General features: G+C 73.2%; 18 protein-coding genes. 11 read left to right on the forward strand and 7 right to left on the reverse strand.

Annotation, left to right across the window (positions count from 1 at the left end):
* Positions 1-21 precede the first annotated feature (21 nt).
* Genes ACQEV1_RS31965 through ACQEV1_RS31990 form a run of 6 tightly spaced genes read left to right on the forward strand, consistent with a single transcriptional unit; the run spans position 22 to position 5,508 of the window.
* Positions 22-1,035 carry an ABC transporter substrate-binding protein gene (locus ACQEV1_RS31965; RefSeq protein WP_433398389.1) on the forward strand — a complete coding sequence of 338 codons (1,014 nt, stop codon included), beginning with the start codon at positions 22-24 and terminating at the stop codon, positions 1,033-1,035.
* Positions 1,032-2,039 carry an NrtA/SsuA/CpmA family ABC transporter substrate-binding protein gene (locus tag ACQEV1_RS31970; protein ID WP_285623001.1) on the forward strand — a complete coding sequence of 336 codons (1,008 nt, stop codon included), beginning with the start codon at positions 1,032-1,034 and terminating at the stop codon, positions 2,037-2,039. Before ACQEV1_RS31965 ends, ACQEV1_RS31970 begins: the two co-directional genes overlap by 4 nt.
* Positions 2,036-2,857: an ABC transporter permease gene (locus ACQEV1_RS31975; RefSeq protein ID WP_433398391.1), complete on the forward strand. Its 822-nt coding sequence runs from the start codon at positions 2,036-2,038 to the stop codon at positions 2,855-2,857. The genes ACQEV1_RS31970 and ACQEV1_RS31975 overlap by 4 nt, the downstream gene beginning before the upstream one ends.
* Complete coding sequence (locus ACQEV1_RS31980; protein ID WP_433398393.1) at positions 2,854-3,591, forward strand: ABC transporter ATP-binding protein; 738 nt, start codon at positions 2,854-2,856, stop codon at positions 3,589-3,591. Before ACQEV1_RS31975 ends, ACQEV1_RS31980 begins: the two co-directional genes overlap by 4 nt.
* Positions 3,588-4,403 (forward strand): LLM class flavin-dependent oxidoreductase, encoded by an 816-nt coding sequence (locus tag ACQEV1_RS31985; protein ID WP_433398395.1) that lies wholly within the window; start codon positions 3,588-3,590, stop codon positions 4,401-4,403. Before ACQEV1_RS31980 ends, ACQEV1_RS31985 begins: the two co-directional genes overlap by 4 nt.
* Positions 4,396-5,508 (forward strand): LLM class flavin-dependent oxidoreductase, encoded by a 1,113-nt coding sequence (locus ACQEV1_RS31990; RefSeq protein WP_433398397.1) that lies wholly within the window; start codon positions 4,396-4,398, stop codon positions 5,506-5,508. Before ACQEV1_RS31985 ends, ACQEV1_RS31990 begins: the two co-directional genes overlap by 8 nt.
* A gap of 3 nt (positions 5,509-5,511) precedes the next feature.
* On the opposite strand, the gene ACQEV1_RS31995 is transcribed toward ACQEV1_RS31990, so the two are convergent.
* Positions 5,512-6,750 (reverse strand): IS110 family transposase, encoded by a 1,239-nt coding sequence (locus tag ACQEV1_RS31995; protein WP_433397788.1) that lies wholly within the window; start codon positions 6,748-6,750, stop codon positions 5,512-5,514.
* 247 nt (positions 6,751-6,997) lie between these two features.
* Between ACQEV1_RS31995 and ACQEV1_RS32000 the strand changes: the two genes are divergently transcribed.
* The 3 genes from ACQEV1_RS32000 (at position 6,998) to ACQEV1_RS32010 (ending at position 11,610) form a co-directional block, all read left to right on the forward strand.
* A complete protein-coding gene (locus ACQEV1_RS32000; RefSeq protein ID WP_433398399.1) occupies positions 6,998-7,918 on the forward strand; it encodes an ABC transporter substrate-binding protein in 921 nt (306 codons plus the stop codon).
* 171 nt (positions 7,919-8,089) lie between these two features.
* Positions 8,090-9,688, forward strand: a complete 1,599-nt coding sequence (locus ACQEV1_RS32005) for an ABC transporter ATP-binding protein (RefSeq protein ID WP_433398401.1) — start codon at positions 8,090-8,092, stop codon at positions 9,686-9,688.
* A complete protein-coding gene (locus ACQEV1_RS32010; RefSeq protein WP_433398403.1) occupies positions 9,685-11,610 on the forward strand; it encodes an ABC transporter ATP-binding protein in 1,926 nt (641 codons plus the stop codon). The genes ACQEV1_RS32005 and ACQEV1_RS32010 overlap by 4 nt, the downstream gene beginning before the upstream one ends.
* Before the next feature lie 101 nt (positions 11,611-11,711).
* Here ACQEV1_RS32010 and ACQEV1_RS32015 read toward each other — a convergent pair whose 3' ends face one another.
* Both ACQEV1_RS32015 and ACQEV1_RS32020 read right to left on the reverse strand, forming a co-directional pair.
* Entirely contained in the window at positions 11,712-13,286 is a 1,575-nt protein-coding gene (locus tag ACQEV1_RS32015; protein WP_433398405.1) for an aldehyde dehydrogenase (NADP(+)), read from the reverse strand.
* A 9-nt stretch (positions 13,287-13,295) separates the two neighbouring features.
* The gene (locus ACQEV1_RS32020) at positions 13,296-14,507 is read right to left on the reverse strand and encodes a CaiB/BaiF CoA transferase family protein (RefSeq protein ID WP_433398407.1); all 1,212 of its coding nucleotides are present in this window, start codon (positions 14,505-14,507) and stop codon (positions 13,296-13,298) included.
* Positions 14,508-14,693: 186 nt separating this feature from the next.
* Here ACQEV1_RS32020 and ACQEV1_RS32025 point away from each other — a divergent pair, with 186 nt between their 5' ends.
* Positions 14,694-15,746: a LacI family DNA-binding transcriptional regulator gene (locus tag ACQEV1_RS32025; protein WP_433398409.1), complete on the forward strand. Its 1,053-nt coding sequence runs from the start codon at positions 14,694-14,696 to the stop codon at positions 15,744-15,746.
* 29 nt (positions 15,747-15,775) lie between these two features.
* On the opposite strand, the gene ACQEV1_RS32030 is transcribed toward ACQEV1_RS32025, so the two are convergent.
* The 4 genes from ACQEV1_RS32030 to ACQEV1_RS32045 all read right to left on the reverse strand — a co-directional run bounded on the left by ACQEV1_RS32030 (position 15,776) and on the right by ACQEV1_RS32045 (position 20,195).
* Complete coding sequence (locus tag ACQEV1_RS32030) at positions 15,776-16,981, reverse strand: fumarylacetoacetate hydrolase family protein (protein ID WP_285572211.1); 1,206 nt, start codon at positions 16,979-16,981, stop codon at positions 15,776-15,778.
* A 4-nt stretch (positions 16,982-16,985) separates the two neighbouring features.
* Positions 16,986-17,765: an enoyl-CoA hydratase/isomerase family protein gene (locus tag ACQEV1_RS32035; RefSeq protein ID WP_433398410.1), complete on the reverse strand. Its 780-nt coding sequence runs from the start codon at positions 17,763-17,765 to the stop codon at positions 16,986-16,988.
* A 10-nt stretch (positions 17,766-17,775) separates the two neighbouring features.
* On the reverse strand, positions 17,776-18,897 hold the full coding sequence (locus tag ACQEV1_RS32040; RefSeq protein ID WP_433398412.1) for an ABC transporter substrate-binding protein: 1,122 nt from the start codon (positions 18,895-18,897) through the stop codon (positions 17,776-17,778).
* A 116-nt stretch (positions 18,898-19,013) separates the two neighbouring features.
* Positions 19,014-20,195, reverse strand: coding sequence for a hypothetical protein (locus tag ACQEV1_RS32045; protein WP_433398414.1), 1,182 nt, complete (start codon positions 20,193-20,195; stop codon positions 19,014-19,016).
* A gap of 231 nt (positions 20,196-20,426) precedes the next feature.
* On the opposite strand from ACQEV1_RS32045, the gene ACQEV1_RS32050 reads away from it, so the two are divergent.
* Positions 20,427-21,251 carry a hypothetical protein gene (locus ACQEV1_RS32050; RefSeq protein ID WP_433398416.1) on the forward strand — a complete coding sequence of 275 codons (825 nt, stop codon included), beginning with the start codon at positions 20,427-20,429 and terminating at the stop codon, positions 21,249-21,251.
* Positions 21,252-21,361 lie beyond the last annotated feature (110 nt).

Raw genomic sequence — 21,361 nt, forward strand, 5'->3', positions numbered from 1 at the left:
TTTGTCGTAAATACTTCCCGCATGGTCACCTCACGTCCGGACACCCTGTGGTTCACCCGCTGTCCCGTCCCCACCGCCACCGGCATCGCCGCGGATCAAGGCTGGCTGGCGGCCGAGTTCGCCGCGGACGGCATCGCCGTCCGGTCACTGCAGGAGTCCGGGGCCGGCGATGTGCGCGGTGAGCACTTCCGGCACCGGCTGGCCACGCTGTTCCGTGAAGGCGGGAACGTTCCCGCGCTGTGGGCGAGGTCCGGCGGCGCGCCGACCCGGCTGGTCGGCCTGACCTGGATCGAGGAACGGCAGGTCATCGTGGCGCGGCCGGGCTCAGGCATCGAAGGGCCCGACGACCTGAAGGGCCGGCGGCTGGCGATCCCGCACCGCGCCATCGAGATCGACTTCTGGCGGGCGATGGCCCTGCGCGGATTCGACGGTGCGCTGCGCCAGGCCGGGCTGAGCCTGGACGACGCCGTGCCGGTGGACCTGGACGGCGACGGTCCCGGTCAGTGGGAGGCCGAGCTCACCGCCCTGCGCGAGGGCCGGGTGGACGCGGTCTACACCAAGGGCGCGGTGGCGGTGGAGGCCGCCGCGCGCCACGGCGCCGAGGTGGCCATCGACCTGGACTCCTTCGCCGACAGGCGGTCGCGGGTCAACAACGGCACACCTCGCCCGATCACCGTCGACCAGCGGCTGCTGGACGACCACCCCGACCTGGTCGTCCGCTTCCTGGCGGTACTGCTGGGCGCCGCCGACTGGGCCGCGGACCGGCCCGCCGAGGTCGCGCGCATCCTGCAGGACGAGACCGGGTCGGGTCCGGCCGGGGTGGCGGGCGCCTACCGCGGCGACTACCACCGCGGCCTGCACGCCGGCCTCGACGACGTCCGCCTCACGCTGCTGGCCGAGCAGGAGGAGTTCCTGCGGCGCCACGGCTTCCACGACACCCCGGTGGACGTCACCACCTGGGCCGACCCCGCACCGCTGGCCGAGGCTCGCGCCCTCGTCCCGCGCCTTCCCTTCATCGCACAGGAGCAGTCATGACACGCACGCTTTTCCGGCGCCACACCCTGGCCGCGGGCCTGCTGGCCGCGCTGCTGGCGGTGGCGGGCTGCGGCGGGTCGGGCGGCGACGCGGCCAGTGCGGCCGACGCCGCCGGCGGCCGTACGGTCACCATCCGCATCCCCGACCCGGGCAACGCGGGCGTGCTGGCCCGCGGCAAGAAGGACGGCAGCCTGGCCAGGGCACTGGCCGCCGTCCACGCCAAGGTGGCCTGGACCGGAAGCTCCGGGCCGTTCGCCCCCGCCGCGCAGGAGCTGAACGCCGACAAGCTGGACATCGCGCAGGGCTCGATCACCTCGGCCATCGCGGCGCTCGCCCAGCGGCCCGGTTTCAAGCTGTTCGCCCAGGTCGCCCCCGACAAGACCGGCGAGGGCATCCTGGTGCGCAAGGGCTCGCCGATCACCTCCGTCGGCGCCCTCGTGGGGAGGAAGGTCGCCGTCAACAAGGGCGGCACCGCCGAGTACCTGCTGCTCAAGGCGCTGGCCCAGGCGAACATCCCGGCCGACCGGGTGACCCGCGTGTACCTCAACCCGGCGCAGACCGCCCCGGTGTTCAACTCCGGGAAGGTGGACGCCTGGGCGGTCTGGGCGGCGTACTCCCTCCCGGAGATCGCCGCCACCGGCGCCCACTTCCTGGTGAACGGCGGCCAGATCGGCTCGCAGAACTACTCGGTGTTCGCCGTCCGCACCGGCTTCGCGGACGCGCACGCGGACGTCCTCCGGGTGCTCTACACCTACCTGCACGACCAGAGCCTGCGGGAGAAGCAGAACCCGGCGGACTTCGTCAACGTCTTCACCACCTCCGGCCCGCAGGCGGTCAGCGGGACCGCGCGGCGGCTCACCATCGACGACGTGAGCAAGGGCGCCCCCACCGGCGTGATCGGCGAGACGAACCTCGCCGACTTCGCCCAGGTCGCCGAGTTCTTCGCCGACCAGAAGATCACGCCTACCCGGGTGGACGTGCGGCCGTACGTGGTGCGGCTGTGACCACCGCGTACCCCGATCTCGTCGTCCCGCGGCCGGACCTGCCCCGGCCGAGGCGCCGGGGCGTGACACCGATCCTGCGTACGGCCGGGCCGCTGGCGCTGCTGGCCGGCTGGTGGGTCGCCTCGGCCACCGGGGTGCTCACCCCCGACGTGCTGGCCTCCCCCGCCACCGTGGCGAAGGCCGCCGGGGAGCTCTGGTCGGACGGCCAGCTCACCGACGCGCTGGGGGTCTCGTTGACGCGGGCCGTCCTCGGCCTGCTCTTCGGGCTGACCGCGGGGCTGGTGCTGGGCGTGGTGACCGGGTTCTCCCGGCTGGGCGAGGAACTGCTGGACTCCCCGCTGCAACTGCTGCGGGCCCTGCCGTTCCTCTCCCTGGTGCCGCTGTTCATGGTCTGGTTCGGGATCGGTGAGACGGCCCGGGTGATCCTCATCGCGGTCGCCACCACCTTCCCGATGTACGTCTCGACCGCCGGCGGGGTGCGCACCGTCGACCGGCGGCTGCTGGAGGCCATGCGGTCGTTCGGGCTGGGACGGTGGCGGCTGGTCGCCGAGGTGGTGCTGCCGGGCGCGCTGCCGTCGCTGCTCGCCGGCTTCCGGCTGTCGATGACCCTCAGCGTGATCGCGCTCATCGCCGCCGAGGAGATCAACTCCACCTCCGGCATCGGCTACCTGATGACCCAGGCGCAGAGCTTCTCCCGTACCGACATCCTGTCCGTCTGCGTGCTGATCTACGGGCTGCTCGGGCTGGCGGCCGACCTGGTCGCGCGAGGCGCGGAGCGGGTGCTGATGCCGTGGCGGCCGAGAGGGGCGGCCCGATGAGCGTCGCCGTGCACATCGAGGGGCTGCGCCGGACCTTCGGCGCCCGGTCCGTCCTGGACGGGCTGGACCTGGACATCCGGCGCGGTGAGTTCGTGGCGCTGCTCGGCGCCAGCGGCACCGGCAAGACGACGCTGCTGCGCATCCTCGGCGCGCTCGAACGGCCCGACGCCGGGACCGTCCTCGTGCCCGAGGCGCGCACGATCGTGTTCCAGGAACCGCGTCTGGTGCCGTCCAAGCGGGCGCTCGGCAACGTGGTCGTGGGGCTGCCGCGCACCGCGGAGTCCCGTGAGCGCGGCCTGCGAGCCCTCGCCGAGGTGGGCCTCGCCGACCACGCGCGGGCCTGGCCGCACACGCTGTCGGGCGGCGAGGCGCAGCGGGTGGCGCTGGCACGCGCCCTCGTACGCGAGCCGGACCTGCTCCTGCTCGACGAGCCGTTCGCCGCTCTGGACGCGCTGACCCGGCTGCGGATGCAGGATCTGGTCGCCGATCTGGTCCGCACCCACCGTCCGGCGGTGCTGCTGGTCACCCATGACGTCGAGGAGGCGATCAAGCTCGCCGACCGCGTGGCGGTGCTCAGGGACGGCCGGCTCGTCACCGACGAGACGGTGGCCGCGGAGCGGCCCCGCGACGCCACCGATCCCGCGTTCACCGCGCTGCGCCGCCGGCTGCTGGCCGACCTGGGCGTACGGGAGAACGAACCGGCCGTGGAGGCCATCGAAGGGGGACGACGTTGACCCGTTTCCACATCACCGTGCCCACCCGCGCGCCCGAACGGGTGGAGCTGCCGGAGTTCGTCACCGACCTGCGGCCGCCCGACCGCGGCACGGGCCACCGCCTGGTCGGCCGGGCAGCCGAGCTGGCGGGCCTGGACGGCGCGCTGGTGCCGTTCGACCCCGGCGGCCTGGAGTCGCTGGTGGTCGCGGCGGGACTGCTGCGCGACTCCCGGCGTATCGAGGTGATCGCGGAGTTCCATCCGGGCATCGCCACGCCCGTCTACGCGGCGAAGCTGTCGGCCTCGTCGCAGCGCTACACCGGCGGACGGCTCGGCTGGCGGCTCATCGTGGACCTGGACCCGGCCGTCGCCCGCGCCCAGGGCGACTTCCTGACCGGCGCCGCCCGGTACGCCCGCGCGGCGGAGTTCCTCACCGTCGCCCGGGGCGTCTGGGACGGTTCCGGATTCGGCTTCGACGGCGAGTACTTCCAGGTCCTGGACGGCGGGCTGCCCGCGTCCCGCGCGCCGCGCCCGTTCCCCCGCGTGTACCTCTCGGGTACCTCGGACGAGGCGCTGGAGCTGTCCGCGAACCACGCCGACGTGCACGTGCTCGACCCCGGCGACGATCCGGCGCTGGTGCCGGACGGGGTCGCCGCCGCCGTCCGGCTACCGGTACGGGCGGGGCCGGACGAACAGGTGGCGGCGGAGATCAGAACGCACCTGGACCGGGGCGTCACGGAGTTCTTCCTCGAACCCGCCGCGCCGCTGGACGACGCCTACCGGATCGGGCAGCGCGTCCTGCCACTGCTGGAACAGGAGGTACGGCATGGTTGACATCTACTGGCGGATCGCCATGGAGGGCGACGCGCCCGCGCTGCGGCTGGGCGACATCACCCGGGGCGGCTTCGGGCCGTTCCTCCCCGGCAGTCTCGGCCCGGGACTCCGCGCCGGAGCCTCCGACGGGTACGGCCCGCTGGACTACATGGCCGAGGTGGCGCGCTCCACCGAACAGGCGGGCTTCGTGGGCGGGCTGATGCCGTCCTTCCCGCAGACCGACGACCCGTGGGCCGCGGCCGCCGCGCTGGCCCACGACACCAGCACGTACCGGTTCATGATCGCCTTCCAGCCGGGGTTCCTGCACCCGGTGCAGGCGGCGCGGATGTCGGCCACGCTGCAGGCCGCGACCGGCGGCCGGGTCGTGTACAACATCATCTCCGGCGGCGGCGGTCCGCAGCAGCTCTGGTGGGGCGACCGGGTCGACCACGACGATCGGTACGCCCGTACCTCGGAGTTCCTCGACGTGCTCAAGGGTGTGTGGCACGGGCCGTACGACCACGAGGGCCGGTTCTACCGGGTCGAGGGCGGAGCGCTGCCGCCGGAGTTGCGCGGGCAGCCGTTCCCGGAGATCTACTTCTCCGGGTCCTCCCCTGCCGCGATCGCCGCCGCCGGCCGTCACGCGGACTACTACCTGTCCTGGCTGGAGCCGTTCGACGCACTCAGCGAGAAGTTCGACCTCGTACGCCGCCACAGTGACACTCCCCCGAAGTTCGCCGTACGGGTGGACGTGCTGGCCCGGGAGACCGAGGAACAGGCGTGGGAGGAGATCGAACGCGGCTGGGAACGTCTCCGCGAGACCGAGCGGACCCCCGAGGCCAGTGAGTCGGTCGGCTGGCGCCGCGGCCGGGAGTTCACCGCGGGCACCGGTGACTCGTACCGCGATCTGGAGGTCCAGCCGAACGTGTGGGGCGGCTTCAACCGGTTGCGCCCCGGCCCGCTCTTCGGCCTGGTCGGCGACTACCACCAGGTCGCCGCCCGGCTCGACGAACTCATCACGCTCGGCGTGGACGCCTTCATCCTCGCCGGCGTGCCCCATCTGGAGGAGGCCCAGCGCGTGGGCCGCAACGTTCTTCCCCTGTTGAAAGACATCCCAGGAGCTTAGATGTCAAGCCGCAAGCGACTCGGCGCGATGCGACCAAGCGGTCGCCTCGTCGTAAAGGGTGCCGGTCTTGAGGCAGCCGTGCAGGATGCCGACGAGCCGGTTGGCGACCTGGCGAAGCGCGGCGTTGTAGCCGGCGTCGCGGGCCCGCAGCTTGTCGTAGTAGGTGCGTGCGCCGGTCGAGACGCTGATCGCGGTGGATGCCTGGGTCATCAGGGCGTCGATGAGCCGGTCGTTGTGCACGAACCGTGCCGCGACGACCTTCTTCTTCCCCGAGGCTCGGGTGATCGGGGAGGTGCCGGCATAGTTCTTGCGCGCCTTGGCCGAGGTGTAACGGAGCGGGTCGTCGCCGAATTCTGCGAGCACCCGGGCGCCGAGGATCAGTCCCAGCCCTGGCTGGGACAGGATGATCTCAGCGGCCGGGTGCCGCCCAAAATGCGCCTCGACCTCCTTGCGCATGGCCGTGACCTGCTCTTCCACGGTGACCAGCACCGCCACCAGAGCCCGGATCGTGGCCGCGTATGCGGCGGTGACCACGTCCGGCTGGCCCAGGTGCTCGGCCCGCAGCGCGGCCTGGATCCGCGCGGCTTTAGCCGCGATGTCGCGGCGGCGGGCTCGCTTGAGCGCCGCGCTGATCTGGGCGATGGTCAGCTTGGCCGCCGACGCGGGGTCGGGGGCCTTGGCCAGCAGTTCCAGGGTGTCGGGGGCGTCCAGGTCCTCGAACGCCACCAAGGCGGCCGGGAAGTAGTCGCGCAGCGCGTGCCGCAGCCGCTGGGTGTGGCGGGTCCGTTCCCAGATCAGTGTCTTGTGCGTGCGCGCGACGACCTTGACCGCCTCGGCCTGCGGACTGTCCCCGGCCACCGGGCGCAGCTGGTGGGAGTCGGTGCGGACCATGTCGGCCAGCATGTGCGCATCCGCGGAGTCGCTCTTGGCCCCGGACACGGCCAGGCGTTCCCGGTAGCGGGCGGCCTGCAGCGGGTTGACCGCCAGCACCGTGTACCCGGCCGCCACCAACGCCCCTACCCACGGACCGCGGTCGGTCTCGATACCGACCACCACCTCCACATCCTCATCGGCGACCTGTCCGGCCCGCTCGGCCAGCATCGCGTGCAGCCGCGTCATCCCGACAACGCCTTCGGGCAGCCGGGCCTTGGCCAGCCGACGGCCCGACGCATCCATCACCTCAACATCGTGATGCGCTTCGGCCCAGTCATCCCCAACGAACAGCCGCAACGTCTCTCCCATCTCCGGAACCGCTGTTCAGCAGCCTGCGGGAGAACCATCAGCGACCTAATGAAGCAGTGCTCACGGCCCCAAGTACAGAACCGGGCACGACATCCCATCAGCGATCAACTCTCCCGGCCGACCGGCAAGGGCACGATCTTTCATCAGGACTCCAGGTCCAGGAAAACCAAGTGCTCACCTGCCGGCGGCTACCAAACCCAGGAGTCTGCCGGATGGCTCACTCCCAGAACTCATTAGGAAAACCGTCATGACCCTGCGCGTCGGATACTTCCCGCAGAACAACTCCCTGTGGGTGCTGCGGCACCGGGGCGTCCTGGAGCGGTCCGTCCCGGACGTGGAGTGGGTGGACCTGCGGTCGCTGCCCGCCGGGGAGCGGCCGAAGCCGACCGAGGGCCTGCCGTCGGCCCACGGCGACCACCTGTTCGACGGCGGCTACGACTTCATCGGCACCGGGTCCACTCCGCCGGTCACGGCCCAGGCCAAGGGCCACGACGTGGTCTACGTCGCGATCTCCGGGCCGCGGGTCGAGAACGGCCGCCTGGTCGTGCCCGCGGAGTCCCCGATCGCCACGCCCGCCGACCTGAAGGGCCGGCGCGTCGCCCTCGGACACGGTTCCTGGCAGACCACGTTGCTCCTGTTCGCCCTGGAGCAGGCCGGGCTGAGCTGGCGCGACATCGAGCCGGTCGACGCGTACGGCAACGCCACCGAGCTGTTCCTGAACGGCGAGGTGGACGCCTGGGTCGGTTCCTACCCGCACCTCACCGAGGTGGAGCGGCGCGGCCCGGTCCGGACGATCATCGAGACCGACGGGTTGTTCAGCCACCGCTCGCTGTGGTTCACCAGCCGGGCGTTCGCCACGGAACGGCGCGGCGAGTTGGCGGCGATCGTGGCGGCGCTGCAGGAGAGTGACGCCTGGATCCGGCAGAACCCGCGGGACGCCGCCGCGCTGTTCGCCGCCGACGACGGCGGGGACCTGGACGCCTGGGAGCACGCGCTGCGCACCCGGCCGTGGGGGCTGCGTCCGGTCACCGGCGACTTCGTCACCGAGCAGCAGCGCGCCGCCGACCTCTTCCACGCGAACGGCCTGATCGAGCGGAGAATCCAGGTCGCCGACGCCGTACTGCCGGAGATCAACGCGTTGATCGAGGAGACCGCGTCCGATAGATGAGACGCCGGTCCCGTGACGTGAGCAAGCAGATAAGGTAAGCCTTACCTATATCGCTGCTCCGGAGGGCGGATGAGGCGTCTTCGGCATCGGAGGGGGTCCGCGCTTCCCGCCGGGCGCTCCGTCCTGACCCGGGCCATCGCGGGACAACGCCGGCCCGTTCTGCTCGGCTCCGTGCTGATCAGCGGTCATCAGGCGGGCGAGGCGCTCGTGCCGTTCCTGATCGGCGTCGTGATCGACCAGGCGGTCGGCGGCGGACCCGGCGGGCTGGCGCTGTGGCTCGGCGTCCTCGGCGCGGTGTACCTGACGCTCAGCTTCAGCTACCGTTTCGGCGACCGGGCCGCCCAGCGCGCGTCGCAGCAGGCCGCGCACGAGCTCCGGCTCGCGCTGACCCGGCGCGTCCTCGACCACCGGGGCGGCGCCGAGGCCGGACGGCTGCCGGGCGCCCTGGTGGACATCGCCGCCGGGGACGCGGCACGCGTCGGCGCGGTCGCCGCGATGGTGCCCTCCGCGACCGCCGCCGTCGGCGGGCTCGCGCTGACCGCGGTCCTGCTGCTGATGATCTCGCTGCCGCTCGGCCTGCTGGTCCTGGTCGGCGCGCCGCCGTTGCTCTGGCTGTCGCACCGGCTCGGCAAACCGCTCGAACACCGCAGCGAGACCGAGCAGGAGCACGCCGCACGGGCGTCGGGCGTGGCGGCCGACCTCGTCTCGGGGCTCCGGGTGCTCAAGGGCCTCGGCGCCCAGCGGCACGCGCTCGACCGTTATCGGCGCACCAGCCGGGAGTCGTTGCGCGCCACCGTACGGTCGGCGCGGGCGGAGGCGACCTACCACGGTCTGACGATCGCGCTCAACGGCGTGTTCCTCGCCGTCATCGCCCTGGCCGGCGGGCGGCTGGCGGCCGGCGGGCACATCACCATCGGCGAGCTGGTCTCGACGGCCGGTCTCGCCCAGTACCTGCTGACCCCGCTGACCACCCTGGCGTGGGTGAACGGCGTGTTCGCGCAGGGCCGCGCGTCGGCCCGGCGCATCGCGACGGTGCTGTCGAGTCCGCCGGCCGTGACACCGGGCCCGCTCCCGGTGCCCGACCCCGCCGCCGGGAAGATCGCCCTGCGCGGCCTGTCCGGCACGGGCATGCGCCGGGTCGACCTGGACATCACCCCCGGCGAGTTCGTCGGCGTCGTGGCCACCGACCCGGCCGCCGCGTCGGCGCTGCTCGCCCACCTCGGGCGGGCCGCCGACCCGGAGGAGGGCTCGGTCGAGCTGGACGGCGTCGCCCTCACCGACCTGCACCCGGGCGAACTGCGGGCCGCGATCCTCGTCGCCGGGCACGACGCGCGGCTGTTCGACGGCACGGTCCGCGACAACCTGGCCGCCGACATGGGCCTGGACGCGGCGCTGGTCGCGGCCGGCGCCGACGAGGTGGTCGCGGCCCTGCCGGCCGGGCTGGACACGGTCCTCGACGAGCGCGGCCGTTCGCTGTCCGGCGGGCAGCGCCAGCGCCTGGCCCTCGCCCGTGCGCTCGCCGCCGATCCTCCGGTGCTCGTCCTGCACGACCCGACCACCGCCGTCGACACGGTCACCGAGTCCCGCGTCGCGGAGGGCCTCCGCGCGTTCCGCCGCGACCGGACCACCATCGTGGTCACCACGAGCCCGGCGCTCCTGGCCGTCACCGACCGGGTGGTCCTCCTCGACGAGGGCGCGGTCACCGCCCAGGGCACACACACCGCACTCGTGGCGGAACACTCCCGCTACCGGGCGGCGGTCCTGTCATGAGTGAGCGGGAACTGCTGCCGGTCGCGAGCGGACGGCGGACCCTGCGTTCGGTCGGCGCGCTCCTGCGGCCGCGCGTCTGGACGGTCGTCCTTGCCCTGGCGGTCCTCCTCGCCGGAACGCTGGCAGGGCTGCTCGTCCCTCCGCTGGTGGGGCGCATCGTCGACCTCGTCACCGGACGCCGGGGCGCGGGCTCGATCACCTGGCCCGCGATCCTGCTGGTCGCGGCGGCCCTCGTGCAGGGCGTGCTGTCCGCCGCCGGGCTCGCCGAACTGGCGCGGGCCGGAGAGAACGCGCTCGCCGAGCTGCGGGAACGCTTCCTGGCCCGCGCCCTGCGACTTCCCTTGGACCAGCTCGAGCGCGCCGGGTCGGGCGACCTCACCTCGCGGGTCACCGGCGATGTCACCGTCATCGCCGAGGCCGTGCGACGAGCGCTGCCCGCGCTGATCGGCTCGCTGCTCACCATCGTCTCGACGTTGGCCGGGATGGCCGTGCTCGACTGGCGGTTCCTGCCGGCCGCGCTGGTCGCCGTACCGGTGCAGCTGCACACGGCGCGCTGGTACTCGCGGCGGGCCGGGCCGCTGTACGCCGAGCAGCGGGCGGCGGCCGGGGCACAGCAGCACGCGCTGCTCGGCACGATCGACGGAGCCGCGACCCTACGGGCGCTGCGGCTGACCGGCCGTCACCTCGGCCGGGTGGAGCGGCGCTCGCAGGTGGCGGTCGACCTGTCCCTGCGCGGCGTGGCGCTGCGGACGCGGTTCTACAGCAGGCTCCACGTCGGCGAGTACGCCGGGCTGTGCGCGGTGCTGGCCGTGGGGTTCGTCCTGGTACGCGACGGATCGGCGACGGTCGGCGGCGCGACGGCCGCCGCGCTGTACTTCCACGGGTTGTTCGGCCCGATCAACATGGCGCTGGCGCTGGTGGACGACGCCCAGTCGGCGGCCGCCGGCCTACGGCGGCTGGTGGGCGTCGCCGACGTACGGACGCCCGCCGAGAAGGACGGCGCCGACGTACGGACGGACGGAGCCGGCGCGCCAGCGGACACGGCCGCCACCCCGGCAGACACAGCCGCCACCCCGGGGGACGGAGTCGGCGCGTCGGGAGACGCAGCCAGCACCCCAGGGGACGCAACCGCCGCCCCGGCAGACGCAACCAGCACCCCGGCAGACGCAACCGCCACCCCGGCAGACGCAACCAGCACCCCGCGGGGCGCGTCGGTCACCGCGCGGGCGCTGGGGCACGCGTACGTTCCGGGTCGTGCCGTGCTGAGCGACGTCACGTTCGACGTGGCGGCCGGTGAGCGGGTCGCGCTGGTCGGCGCGAGCGGCGCGGGCAAGACGACTCTGGCCAAGCTCATCGCCGGCGTGCACCGGCCCGGCACGGGCTCGGTCCTGGTCGGCGGCCGCCCCCCGGTGCCGGGCGCGCACGTGGTGCTGGTGACCCAGGAGGTCCACGTGTTCGCCGGAACCCTGGCCGACGACCTGCGGCTGGCCGCGCCGGACGCGACCGACGCGGAGCTGTGCGCGGCCCTCGACCGCGTCGGCGCGCTCGGCTGGGCCGAAGGGCTCCCGGAGAGGCTGGCGACCCGGGTCGGCGACGGCGGGCACACCCTGACCGTCGCGGAGGCACAGCAGCTGGCGTTCGCCCGGCTCGTGCTGGCCGATCCCCGGGTCGTCATCCTCGACGAGGCGACCGCGGAGGCGGGCAGCGCGGGCGCCCGGGTCCTCGAGGCCTCGGCCGAGGCGGCGCTGGAAGGACGGACCGCGCTCGTCGTCGCCCACCGCCTCACCCAGGCCGCCGCCGCCGACCGCGTCATCGTGCTGGACACCGGCCGGATCGCCGAGACCGGCACGCACACCGAGCTGATCGCCGCGGCAGGAACCTACGCCGCCCTCTGGTCCGTCTGGTCACAGCAGCGCCGATAGCGCGAGCGAATCCGAATAGCGGGTGTTCCGCCAGGCACCCCCTGGACGCCGTGAGCCCGCGCCGGCCGGGCGCCCCACGGGATCGCCCGGCCGGCGCGTCCCTAGCGGCGGGCGCCGTCGATGCGGCGCGGCAGGCCGTAGGCGTTGTCGTCGGACACCTCGGGCGGGAGCAGTTCGGCGGGCACGTTCTGGTAGCACACCGGACGCAGGAACCGGCGGATCGCGAGCGTGCCGACCGAGGTGGTGCACCCATCGGAGGTCGCCGGGTACGGTCCGCCGTGCACCATCGCGTGGGTGACCTCCACGCCGGTGGGCCAGCCGTCGAACAGGATGCGTCCCGCTCGTTCCTCCAGCAGTGGCAGCAGCGCCGCCGCGATCTCCCGGTCGCCGTCCCCGTGGTGGACCGTCGCGGTCAGCTGGCCGCGCAGCGCCGCGGCCACCTCGCGCAGCTGTTCCGGGTCACGGCAGATCACCACGGTGGACGCGGCGCCGAACGCCTCGTCCTGGAGCTCGGGACGCCCGAGGAAGACGTCGGCCGCCACGGAGAACAGCCGCGCGACGCCGACGTTCTCCCCCTCTCCCGGAAGGCCCGCGCAGAGCTCCCGTACGCCGTCGGTCGCCAGGAGGCCGGCCGTGGACCGTTCGTAGGCGGCGTGGATGCCCTCGGTGAGCATGGTCTGCCCGGTCGTCGCGGCGAGAACGCGCACCGCGGTGGCGAGGAACTCCGTCAGCTCCGGGCCGTCGACGGCGACGATCAGACCCGGGTTGGTGCAGAACTGGCCCGCTCCCAGGGTCAGGGAGCCGGCGAACCCCTCGGCCAGCCCGGCGGCGCGTTCCCGCAGCGCCCCCGGCAGCAGGAAGACCGGGTTCACGCTGCTCATCTCGGCGTACACCGGGATCGGCACGGCGCGGGCGGCGGCCGTCCGCTGCAGGGCCAGGCCGCCCGCCTGCGAGCCGGTGAACCCCACGGCGCGGATCCGCGGGTCGGCGACCAGTGCCTGCCCGACCTCGTTGCCCGCCGCGAAGAGCAGGGAGAACACGCCCTCGGGCAGCCCGCTGTCGCGGACCGCGTCCGCCACGGCGGAGCCGACGAGTTCGGAGGTGCCGAGGTGGGCGCTGTGCCCCTTCACCACCACGGGGCAGCCCGCGGCCAGCGCCGACGCGGTGTCGCCGCCCGCCACCGAGAAGGCCAGCGGGAAGTTGCTCGCCCCGAACACCGCCACCGGGCCGACCGCCAGATGACGTTGCCGCAGGTCGGGCCGTGGAGCGGGCCTGCGGTCGGGCAGGGCCGGGTCGATACGCGTGTCCGCCCACTCCCCCGCCCTTACCTCGTCGGCGAAGAGGCGGAGCTGGGCGGTGGTGCGGTCGCGCTCGCCGCTGATCCGGCCGCGTGGCAGGCCGCTCTCGGCGACCGCCCTGTCGACCAGTTCGTCGCCCAGGTCCTCGATGCGTTCGGCGATCCGCTCCAGGAAGGCGGCCCGTTCCCCGGGCGACGTCGACCGGTACGCGACGGCGGCCGAGGCCGCGCGCTCGCAGGCGTCCGCGACGTCCTCATCCGTGCCCGTGCCGTAGGCGGGCTCCAGGGACGCGCCGGTACGGGGGTCATGCGACGTGATCGCCGGACCGGATCCCGGACGCCGTTCGGCGCCGACGAACATGGTTCCCTTCAGGGGCATGAGTGTTCCTTAGAGAGGGTTGCGGGCGGCCGGGCGCGCGCGGACGATGACCTGGTCCTTCGCCAGCCGGTCGATCCGGTCCTCGCTAAGGCCCAGTTCGCGGAGCACCTCGTGGCTGTGTTCGCCGTTGACCGGGGCCGGCCGGTCCACGGCCTGGGCGCTGCGCGAGAGCTTGAAGGGAAAGCCCGGCGTCGTCACGGTGCCCTCGGTGGGATGGTCGTAGGTGACGAACGAGCCGTTGTGAAGCACCTGGGGGTCGGTCAGCAGGTCGTCGTAGCCGTAGACCGGCCCGCACCACACTCCCGCGGCGCCGAGTTCCTCGATCCACTCCGCGGTGGTCCGCTTGCGCAGGTTCTCCTCCACCAGCGTGGAGATCGCCTCCCGTTCGCGGAAGCCGTCGCGCTCCGCCTCGTACGCGGCCAGGCGTGGGTCCTCCATCAGCCGGGCCAGGACGGCGGGCTCGGCGAACGAGAGCGCCAGGTAGCCGTCGCCGGTCGGGAAGATGCCGTAGGGCGCGCGGATGTAGCTGTGCGCGTGGATCGCCTCGCCTCGGGTCTGCGGCACCCCGCCCACCGTACGGACGCTGATCTCCTGCATCTGCGCGGCGATGATCGCGTCGAGCATGTTGACCTGGACCAGCTGCCCCTCCCCCGTCCGCTGCCGGTGGAAGAGCGCGGCGAGGGCGCCCTCGAAGGCGGAGTAGGCCGCGAACGCGTCCACCAGGAAGTACGGGGCCGGGGTCGGGGGCTCGCCCGGCCGCCCGGCGCTGAAGAGGGCCCCGCTCATCGCCTGGAGCAGGACGTCCTGCCCGGGGCGCCGGGCGTACGGGCCGGTCTCCCCGTACCCGGAGATGGACACGTAGACCAGGTCCGGCTTGACCGCGCTGAGGGTCTCGTAGTCCACGCCGAGCCGCTGGGCGACGCCGGGCCGGTAGTTCTGCAGGAACACGTCCGCCGTGGCCACGAGGTCGCGCAGCAGCCGGCCGCCCGCCTCGGACTTCAGGTCGATCGACAGGCTGCGCTTGTTGCGGTTGAGCGACAGGAACGAGGCGTTGACCTCGTTTCCGCGGGCGCCGCCGGCGGCGGCGTGCCGCTGCCACTCGCCGCCCGGCGGCTCGACCTTGATCACGTCCGCGCCCAGATCCGCCAGCTTCATGGCGGCGAACGGCCCCGACATCGCGATGGACAGGTCGAGGACGCGAATTCCTTCGAGAACCTTCATGAACCGCCTCTTCACCCAGCGACTGAAAGCACGAGCGTTCCAAGGTTATGTTAGCGCTATCGTCAGCGCTAACAAAAGAGCGGCCCAGGAATGGACAACGGCCACGTGACGCCGGAGCCGGGTGCGTAGAGTTGGGCCGACAGCGCTGGGCCTCCCGGCCGGCGGCGACACCGAGGAGAGCGACAGATGAGCCGTCAGGACGGAGCGATGACCTCGCCCCGCCGCCGCTCCGCCACCCGCTCCGTGACGCTCCAGGACGTCGCGGAGCTCGCCGGGGTGTCCGCCCAGACGGTCTCCCGGGTGCTGCGCGTTCCGGACGAGGTCAGCCCGCACACCCGGGAGAAGGTCGAGACCGCCATCCGCGACGCCGGGTACGTGCCGAACCTGTCCGCTCGCAACCTCGCCTCGAACCGCAGCAAGATCGTGGCGACGGTGATCCCCTCGCTGTCCGCCTCGATCTTCTCCGAGACGCTGACCGGCCTGTCCTCCGTCCTGGCGCCCGAGGGGTACCAGCTGCTGCTCGGCTACACCGACTACGACGACAAGCGGGAGGAGGAGCTCATCCGCTCGCTGCTCGGCCGGCGGCCGGACGGGTTCTTCATGACCGGCACCCTCCACAGCCCGGCGGTGGTGCGGATGCTGACGGCGTCCGGCGTCCCCGTCGTCGAGACGTGGGACTGGACCGACACCCCGCTCGACACTCTCGTGGGCTTCTCCAACGAGGAGGCCATGTACGCGATGGTGTCCTCCCTGCACGAGGCCGGATACCGGCGGCCCTGCTTCGTCGGCCGCCTGCACAAGGGCGACCACCGCTCGCGGCGCCGGCTCGACGGCTATCTGAGGGCCGTGGCGGACCACTGGCCCGGCGCCGAGCCGCGCGTGTTCGACGCCTCGGAGTATCCGCTGACCCTGGAGGCGGGCGGGCGCCTCCTGGAGGTCATACGCCGGCTTCATCCGGAGTGCGACGTCCTGGTCTTCGCGACCGACGTCTTCGCCAACGGCGCCCTGCTGGCCGCGGCGGAGCGCGGCATCGCGGTACCCGACGAGATCGCGGTCTCCGGTTTCGGCGACTTCGAGCTGTCCCGGCTGATCCGGCCCGGCCTGACCACCGTCGCCCTGCCGAACACCACGATCGGCCAGGAGGCCGCCCGGATGCTGCTCCGCCGGATGCGCGGGGAGAAACCGGCCAGGCCCCACGTCGACCTGGGATTCGAGATCCGCCGCCGCGCCAGCGCCTGACCGGCGCGGCGGCCCCCAGGGGTCATCGGTCAGCGCAGCAGGCCGCGCCCGGCGAGGTTGGCCATCAGGGCGCGCACGCCGAACTCCCACGGGGCGCAGTCCTGCGCGTGCCGCACCTCGTGGACGAGGGTCCCGAGTTCCGGCGTGGAGATCCGTACGATGTCGCCCTGGTGATGCGTGAAGCCCAGGCCGGGCCGCTCCCGGTCCTCGACCGGCGCGAACATCGTGCCCAGCAGCAGGACGACGCCGTCGGGGTACTGGTGGTGGTCGCCCATGAGCTGGCTCACCAGGTCGGCCGGGTCCCGGCTGATCCGCCCGTGCGGCGACTCCCCGCTCATCCGGAAGCCGTCGGCGCCGACGACCTCCAGCCGGACGGTCGTCGACCGGATGTCGTCCAGCCCGAAGCCACCGTCGAAGAGGCGCACGAACGGGCCGAGCACGCACGAGGCGTTGTTGTCCTTCGCCTTGGGCAGCAGCAGCGCGGACCGGCCCTCGTAGTCGCGGAGGTTGATGTCGTCCGCGAGCGTGGCGCCGACGATGTCCCCCCGCGAGGAGACGACCAGGCCGACCTCCGGTTCCGGGTTGTTCCACTCCGACTCGCGCAGCACGCCCGCCCGGCTGCCGTGGCCCACGGCGGACAGCGGCAGCGCCTTCGTGAAGATCTCGGCGTCGGGCCCGATGCCGACCTCCAGGTACTGGCTCCACTCTCCGCGTGCCACCAGCCGCCGCTTGACCTCGGCGGCCTCGGGCGAGCCGGGGCGCAGCGAACGCAGGTCGCCGCCCAGCGCCTCCGCCAGTTCCGCGCGGATCGCCGCGGCGGCGCCGGGGTCGCCCTGGGCCCGTTCCTCGATCAGCCGCTCCACCATGGAGGCGGCGAAGGTGACGCCGGCCGCCTTGACGGGCTGGAGGTCGACCGGCGCCAGGAAGCGGGCGGCCCCGGGGTCGCCGGGCCGGTCGACGGTCGCCGCCAGCAGGTCGTCGACGCCGCCGACCCGGACGCCCGCCGCGGACCGCAGCGCGGCCGCGGGCTCGTCCTCCTCGCACAGGCCGGCCACGGTGGGGAACGCGGCCGAGACGTCGTACACGCCGTCCGCGCGGACGGCGGCCGGCGAGGGGCCGCCCGCCGCCGGGTTCCAGATCCGCGCGAGGAGGGCACCGGTCGTACCGTCCTGCGGCAGGGTGTTCGCGGCGCGCAGCCCCGACAGACCGGCGCTCTGGTCGATGTGGGTTTCCATGAATCTACTTTCGCTGGAAGACGGCGGGACGTCGCTCCCGGAAGGCCGCCCGGCCCTCGGCGGCGTCCTCGGTGGCGAAGCACACGGTCTGCAGGTCGCGTTCGTAGGTCAGCGCCTGGTCCAGGGGCATGGTCGCCGCCGCCCGCAGGTTGGCCTTGGCCGTCTCGGCGGCGATGGGGGCCCGGGAGGCGATGACCTCGGCCACGGCGTGCGCACGGTCCAGGAGGTCCTCGGGCCGGGTCACCTCGCTCACCAGGTGCCACCGCTCCGCCTGTGCGGCCGTGATGGGGTCCCCGGTCATCAGCATCAGGGCCGCGTTGCTCTCGCCGATGCTCGCCCGCAGCAGGGCGGACATCCCGCCTCCGCCGACCCAGCCCAGTTTGATCTCCGGCGCGCCGAACCGCGCGGACTCGGCGGCGATCCTGATGTCGCAGGTGAGGGCGGTCTCCAGGCCTCCGCCCAGGGCCCAGCCGTTCACGGCGGCGATCAGCGGCTTGCGCAGGCGGCGCAACGAGTCGCAGTAGTCGGCGCGGTTGCGGAAGTCCCAGGGGGTGGCGTACGCGTCGAGTTCGGCGATGTCCGAGCCGACGCAGAAGGCGCGGTCTCCGCTCCCGGTGAGGATGACGGCCCGGACGTCGTCGGACGCGTTGCACCAGTTCGCCAGGCGCATCAGCTCCGCCGACATCTCCGCCGTGACGGCGTTCAGCTTCGCGGGGCGATCGAGGGTGATCACGGCGACGTGGTCGCTCAGCGACCAGCCGATCTCCGGCACGGTGCTCTCCATGGGGTTCCTTTCAGCGGACGGCGGCCCGGTGGGCCCGTTCCAGCTCGTCGTACGTCGCGGCGGCGGCGCGCCCCGCCGACAGGTTCTCGCGGATCAGGGTGGACGCCGATGCCTGGAACGCGGTGTAGCCGGGGTGGCGCGGGCGTACCCACGCGGCCTCCGTGGTGGCGAGGGTGCCGGAGTAGAAGCCACCGCAGGCCTCGTCCACGTCCGGGTCCGTCCACGCCTCCCGCCGAGCGGGCTGCCCCTCGTGCCACGGCAGGAACCGCCGCTGCGCGTCGGCGGACATCAGCCACGCGATGTGCCCTTTCAGCGCCTCCGACACCTGGGCCCGGCGCGAGACGGCGAGGCCGGTGCCCCCGAGCGTGGAGCCGAGCGGCCCACCGGGCGTCAGGCGGGGAACGTCGCCGAACCGCACGGGGTGGCCCGGCGCCGCCGCGTAATTCACGTACCCGTAGACGAACGGGCAGTAGGCCAGCGAGCCACGGGCGAGCCGTTCCAGCAGCGCGATCGGGTTGAGCCGGGCCGTCGCGGGGTCGCAGTGCGCGAAGGCGTCGCGCATCATCTCCAGCGCCGCCACTCCTGTCGGCCGGGACACGAGCGGTCCCTCCCCCGCGGTCCGCGCCGCCTCCCCCAGCCCCTGGCACAGAGAGAAGAAGGTCAGCAGCGCGTGCGGACCCGCGACGGACAGGGCGGACGGCACGCGGCGAACGGTCTCCAGGACCTCTTCCCAGGTACGCGGCGGCTCGGGCAGCGTCTCCCGGTGACACGCCGACACCTGGGTGGCGGCGTCCAGCGGCGCCGCCCACAGCCGCCCGCGCGCGGTGTACGAGGCGGCGCTCGCTCCGACCGCGGCGGCCCGCCACTCATCGAGCGCGGAGACGGGGAACAGGTCGTCGAGCGGCCGCAACGCGTCGGCGGCCAGCGCGTCGCCGAGGTGCGGGTGGTCCAGCACCACCAGGTCGTAGCGCGCACAGAGGTCGCCGATGGGATGCGACTCGAAGCCCTCGAGCGGCTGGCTGTCCCAGCCGAGCGTGTCGCCGTGCGCCTCCCGCGAGAACCGCTCGGCCGCGGTGTTCAGGGCCACCGTGCCGCGCGGATGGTCCCAGGTGAGTCCTCGGTAGTCCGTCATAGCAAACCCTCGCAGTACGGCGGGGAAGTTAGCGCTGCCGTTAGCGCTAACTTAACAGACGTGCTTCCGGCCGCACCAGGCTCAGTGCATGGTCACCGCGCGCGGCCGGGCGGGCCCTACGACGTCTCGGCCATGGGCACGTCGGGCTTCTTGCCCTTCTGGTCGCCGCGCGACGCGACGACGAAGAAGACGATCGCGGCGATGAGCAGCGCCACACCGGGGAGGAACCCGTTGTAGATCCAGGCGCAGATCCCGCAGATGATCTCGACGAACCCGGCCAAGTAGCCGTAGCCGAACAGCGTCTCCGGCTCGGGGCCCTTGCGGGCCGTACGTCCCGCGACGGCGGCGCCGTGCTTGGCCGCCGCGCCGGCCTCCCATGTGAGGATCTCGTCCGCCGCCTGCCGGGCGGCCTCCAGGGGCAGGGCGCGGTAGGCCAGGGGGACGAGCCGCGCCTCGTCCTCCGGGCGGCCGGCGCCGCGGACCAGCAGCGCCAGCTCCCTGCCCCGGATCCGGCACTCCGCGACGCCCAGCGTGCGCAGCCCGCCGATGATCTGTTCCGCCAGCGGGATCTGCGTGGCGTCGACGTTGGGCGAGACGTAGCCGTACCCGACGTCGCCGGCGGCGACCATGCCCTTGCCGAGCTCGGCCTGCGACGGGTCACGTTTGATCTGGATGCGCGGCAGCGCCGCGGAGAGCGGGACGAGCCACACCCGGCCGCGCGGACGCAGGGCGCGCCGTACGGTGCCCATCGTGAATGCGACCCCGTCGATCTCCCCGTCGACGACCCCGTAGACGTCGCCGAACTCCGGGAAGAGACCGCGCACCCGGTCGAGGAGCTCGGCGTCCGCGCGACGGTGACGCCAGCCGAGGCGGCTCGCCAGCCGCTCCCGTTCGGTGTTCGCCCGCCACCTCGGGAAGACCCGCGCGACGACGCAGGTCAGGAAGTAGACCAGGGTCAGCGCGGCGACCGCGCCGCCGACGACCGGCCAGCCGTGACCGACGTTGCGGACGAGGGCCAGCACGCCGGTCACCAGGCTCACGACGGCGACGAGCGAGAGGAACCCGCAGGCGCCCATCGCGTAGTTGGACGCCCCCTGCGCGTCGCGTTCCCGGAACGCGCCGCTGACGGCGAGGAAGACGATGCCCAGCACCGCGCCGATGCCGACCGCGTACTTGCCGATCAGCCAGTAGAACGGCGCGGCGCCCAGGCACAGGACGAGGAGGGAGAGCATGCTTCGGCCGACGTTGTAGACGCGCAATGAGTTCTCCCGGACGCGGTGGCTGAGCCGTTCCGCCACCGGCCGACCCGGCGACTTCGCGGGGACTCTAGTGAGCGACGTCCGAGGCGTCGCACCATTTCGTGCACGACCGTTCGCCTTTTCGCGCACGTCCGTTCGCGCCGCGCCGGACCGTGCGGGGCGTCCCGGACGCCCCCGCGATCCGGGACACCGCGAAGGTAGCGGTCTCGTCCGGGAGGGGTCCCGGCCGCGCGTGCCATCCTGGCCGCATCCCTGCTCGCGGAGGTCGATGTGGGCGATGGGCGGCCGGTTCCGGGCGGCCGGAGGCTTTCGGCGGGGCACGCCAGCCTGGCCCTCGGCGTGCCGCCGTCGACGCCGGGCATGATCTACGCCCTGGCCATCACCGGAGGCATCGTGGTCCGGCCGCGGGAGGGCCGCACCATCACCTTCGGGCGCAACCGCCCGAAGGTGCACCTGTGCATCGGCGAGGACGACCGGCGGATCAGCCGCCACCACGGCCTGCTGACCCGCCGCGACGAAACGTGGTGGGTACGGACCACGGGACGGCTGCCCGTCCGGTTCCCCGACTCGCGGCTGCTCTTCGCCGGGGACGAGGCCGTGCCGCTCGCCGAGGGCTACACGCCGTTGTTCGTCCGCGGTTCGAACGGCCGGGAGCATCTGCTCGAGCTGTACGTGACCGGGCCGGACGAGCGGCGACCGGCGTCCCGGCACTCCGACCCGACCCAGCCGCCGCGCACCTGGCGGCTTTCGGCCGGCGAGCGGCTCGTCCTCGTCGCCCTCGCCCAGCGGTACCTGCTGTACGAGACGCACCCCCAGCCGCTGACCTGGCAGCAGGTCTGTGAACACCTCGATGACCTTCAGCCCGACGCCGGCTGGACCGCCAAGAAGGTCGAGCACCGGGTCGCGGCCGTCCGCGCCCGGCTGTCGAGAGGCGGCGTGCCCGGACTCACCCGGGAGGAGGTCGGCGAGCCCGTCGGCAACGCCCTGAACCAGAACCTGATCCGCGAACTGCTGGAGAGCACCACCCTCGTCCCCCCGGATCTTGCCCTGCTCGACGACCCGATGACGGCCGACACCGACGAGGCCGCACGATAACGCAGGTCAAAGCCATGATCAACATCTTCGGGCCGTACCGGGTCCGACCGCCGGCCGGCCGGGCGGACCCGTTTGACGGCGGTCCGACATCTTGGTAGAAGTCCGTTCAG

This window comes from Actinoallomurus sp. CA-142502 (assembly GCF_050936355.1).
Taxonomy (GTDB): Bacteria; Actinomycetota; Actinomycetes; order Streptosporangiales; family Streptosporangiaceae; genus Actinoallomurus; species Actinoallomurus iriomotensis.

Bases quoted from the DNA above. Each gene is read 5' to 3' on its own strand.
- ACQEV1_RS32035 (WP_433398410.1), bottom strand. From the start codon at position 17,765: ATGGAGAGCACCGTGCCGGAGATCGGCTGGTCGCTGAGCGACCACGTC.
- ACQEV1_RS31970 (WP_285623001.1), top strand. From the start codon at position 1,032: ATGACACGCACGCTTTTCCGGCGCCACACCCTGGCCGCGGGCCTGCTG.
- ACQEV1_RS32030 (WP_285572211.1), bottom strand. From the start codon at position 16,981: ATGGAAACCCACATCGACCAGAGCGCCGGTCTGTCGGGGCTGCGCGCC.
- ACQEV1_RS32020 (WP_433398407.1), bottom strand. From the start codon at position 14,507: ATGAAGGTTCTCGAAGGAATTCGCGTCCTCGACCTGTCCATCGCGATG.
- ACQEV1_RS31965 (WP_433398389.1), top strand. From the start codon at position 22: ATGGTCACCTCACGTCCGGACACCCTGTGGTTCACCCGCTGTCCCGTC.
- ACQEV1_RS31990 (WP_433398397.1), top strand. From the start codon at position 4,396: ATGGTTGACATCTACTGGCGGATCGCCATGGAGGGCGACGCGCCCGCG.
- ACQEV1_RS32000 (WP_433398399.1), top strand. From the start codon at position 6,998: ATGACCCTGCGCGTCGGATACTTCCCGCAGAACAACTCCCTGTGGGTG.
- ACQEV1_RS32010 (WP_433398403.1), top strand. From the start codon at position 9,685: ATGAGTGAGCGGGAACTGCTGCCGGTCGCGAGCGGACGGCGGACCCTG.
- ACQEV1_RS31995 (WP_433397788.1), bottom strand. From the start codon at position 6,750: ATGGGAGAGACGTTGCGGCTGTTCGTTGGGGATGACTGGGCCGAAGCG.
- ACQEV1_RS32015 (WP_433398405.1), bottom strand. From the start codon at position 13,286: ATGCCCCTGAAGGGAACCATGTTCGTCGGCGCCGAACGGCGTCCGGGA.
- ACQEV1_RS31980 (WP_433398393.1), top strand. From the start codon at position 2,854: ATGAGCGTCGCCGTGCACATCGAGGGGCTGCGCCGGACCTTCGGCGCC.
- ACQEV1_RS32040 (WP_433398412.1), bottom strand. From the start codon at position 18,897: ATGACGGACTACCGAGGACTCACCTGGGACCATCCGCGCGGCACGGTG.
- ACQEV1_RS32025 (WP_433398409.1), top strand. From the start codon at position 14,694: ATGAGCCGTCAGGACGGAGCGATGACCTCGCCCCGCCGCCGCTCCGCC.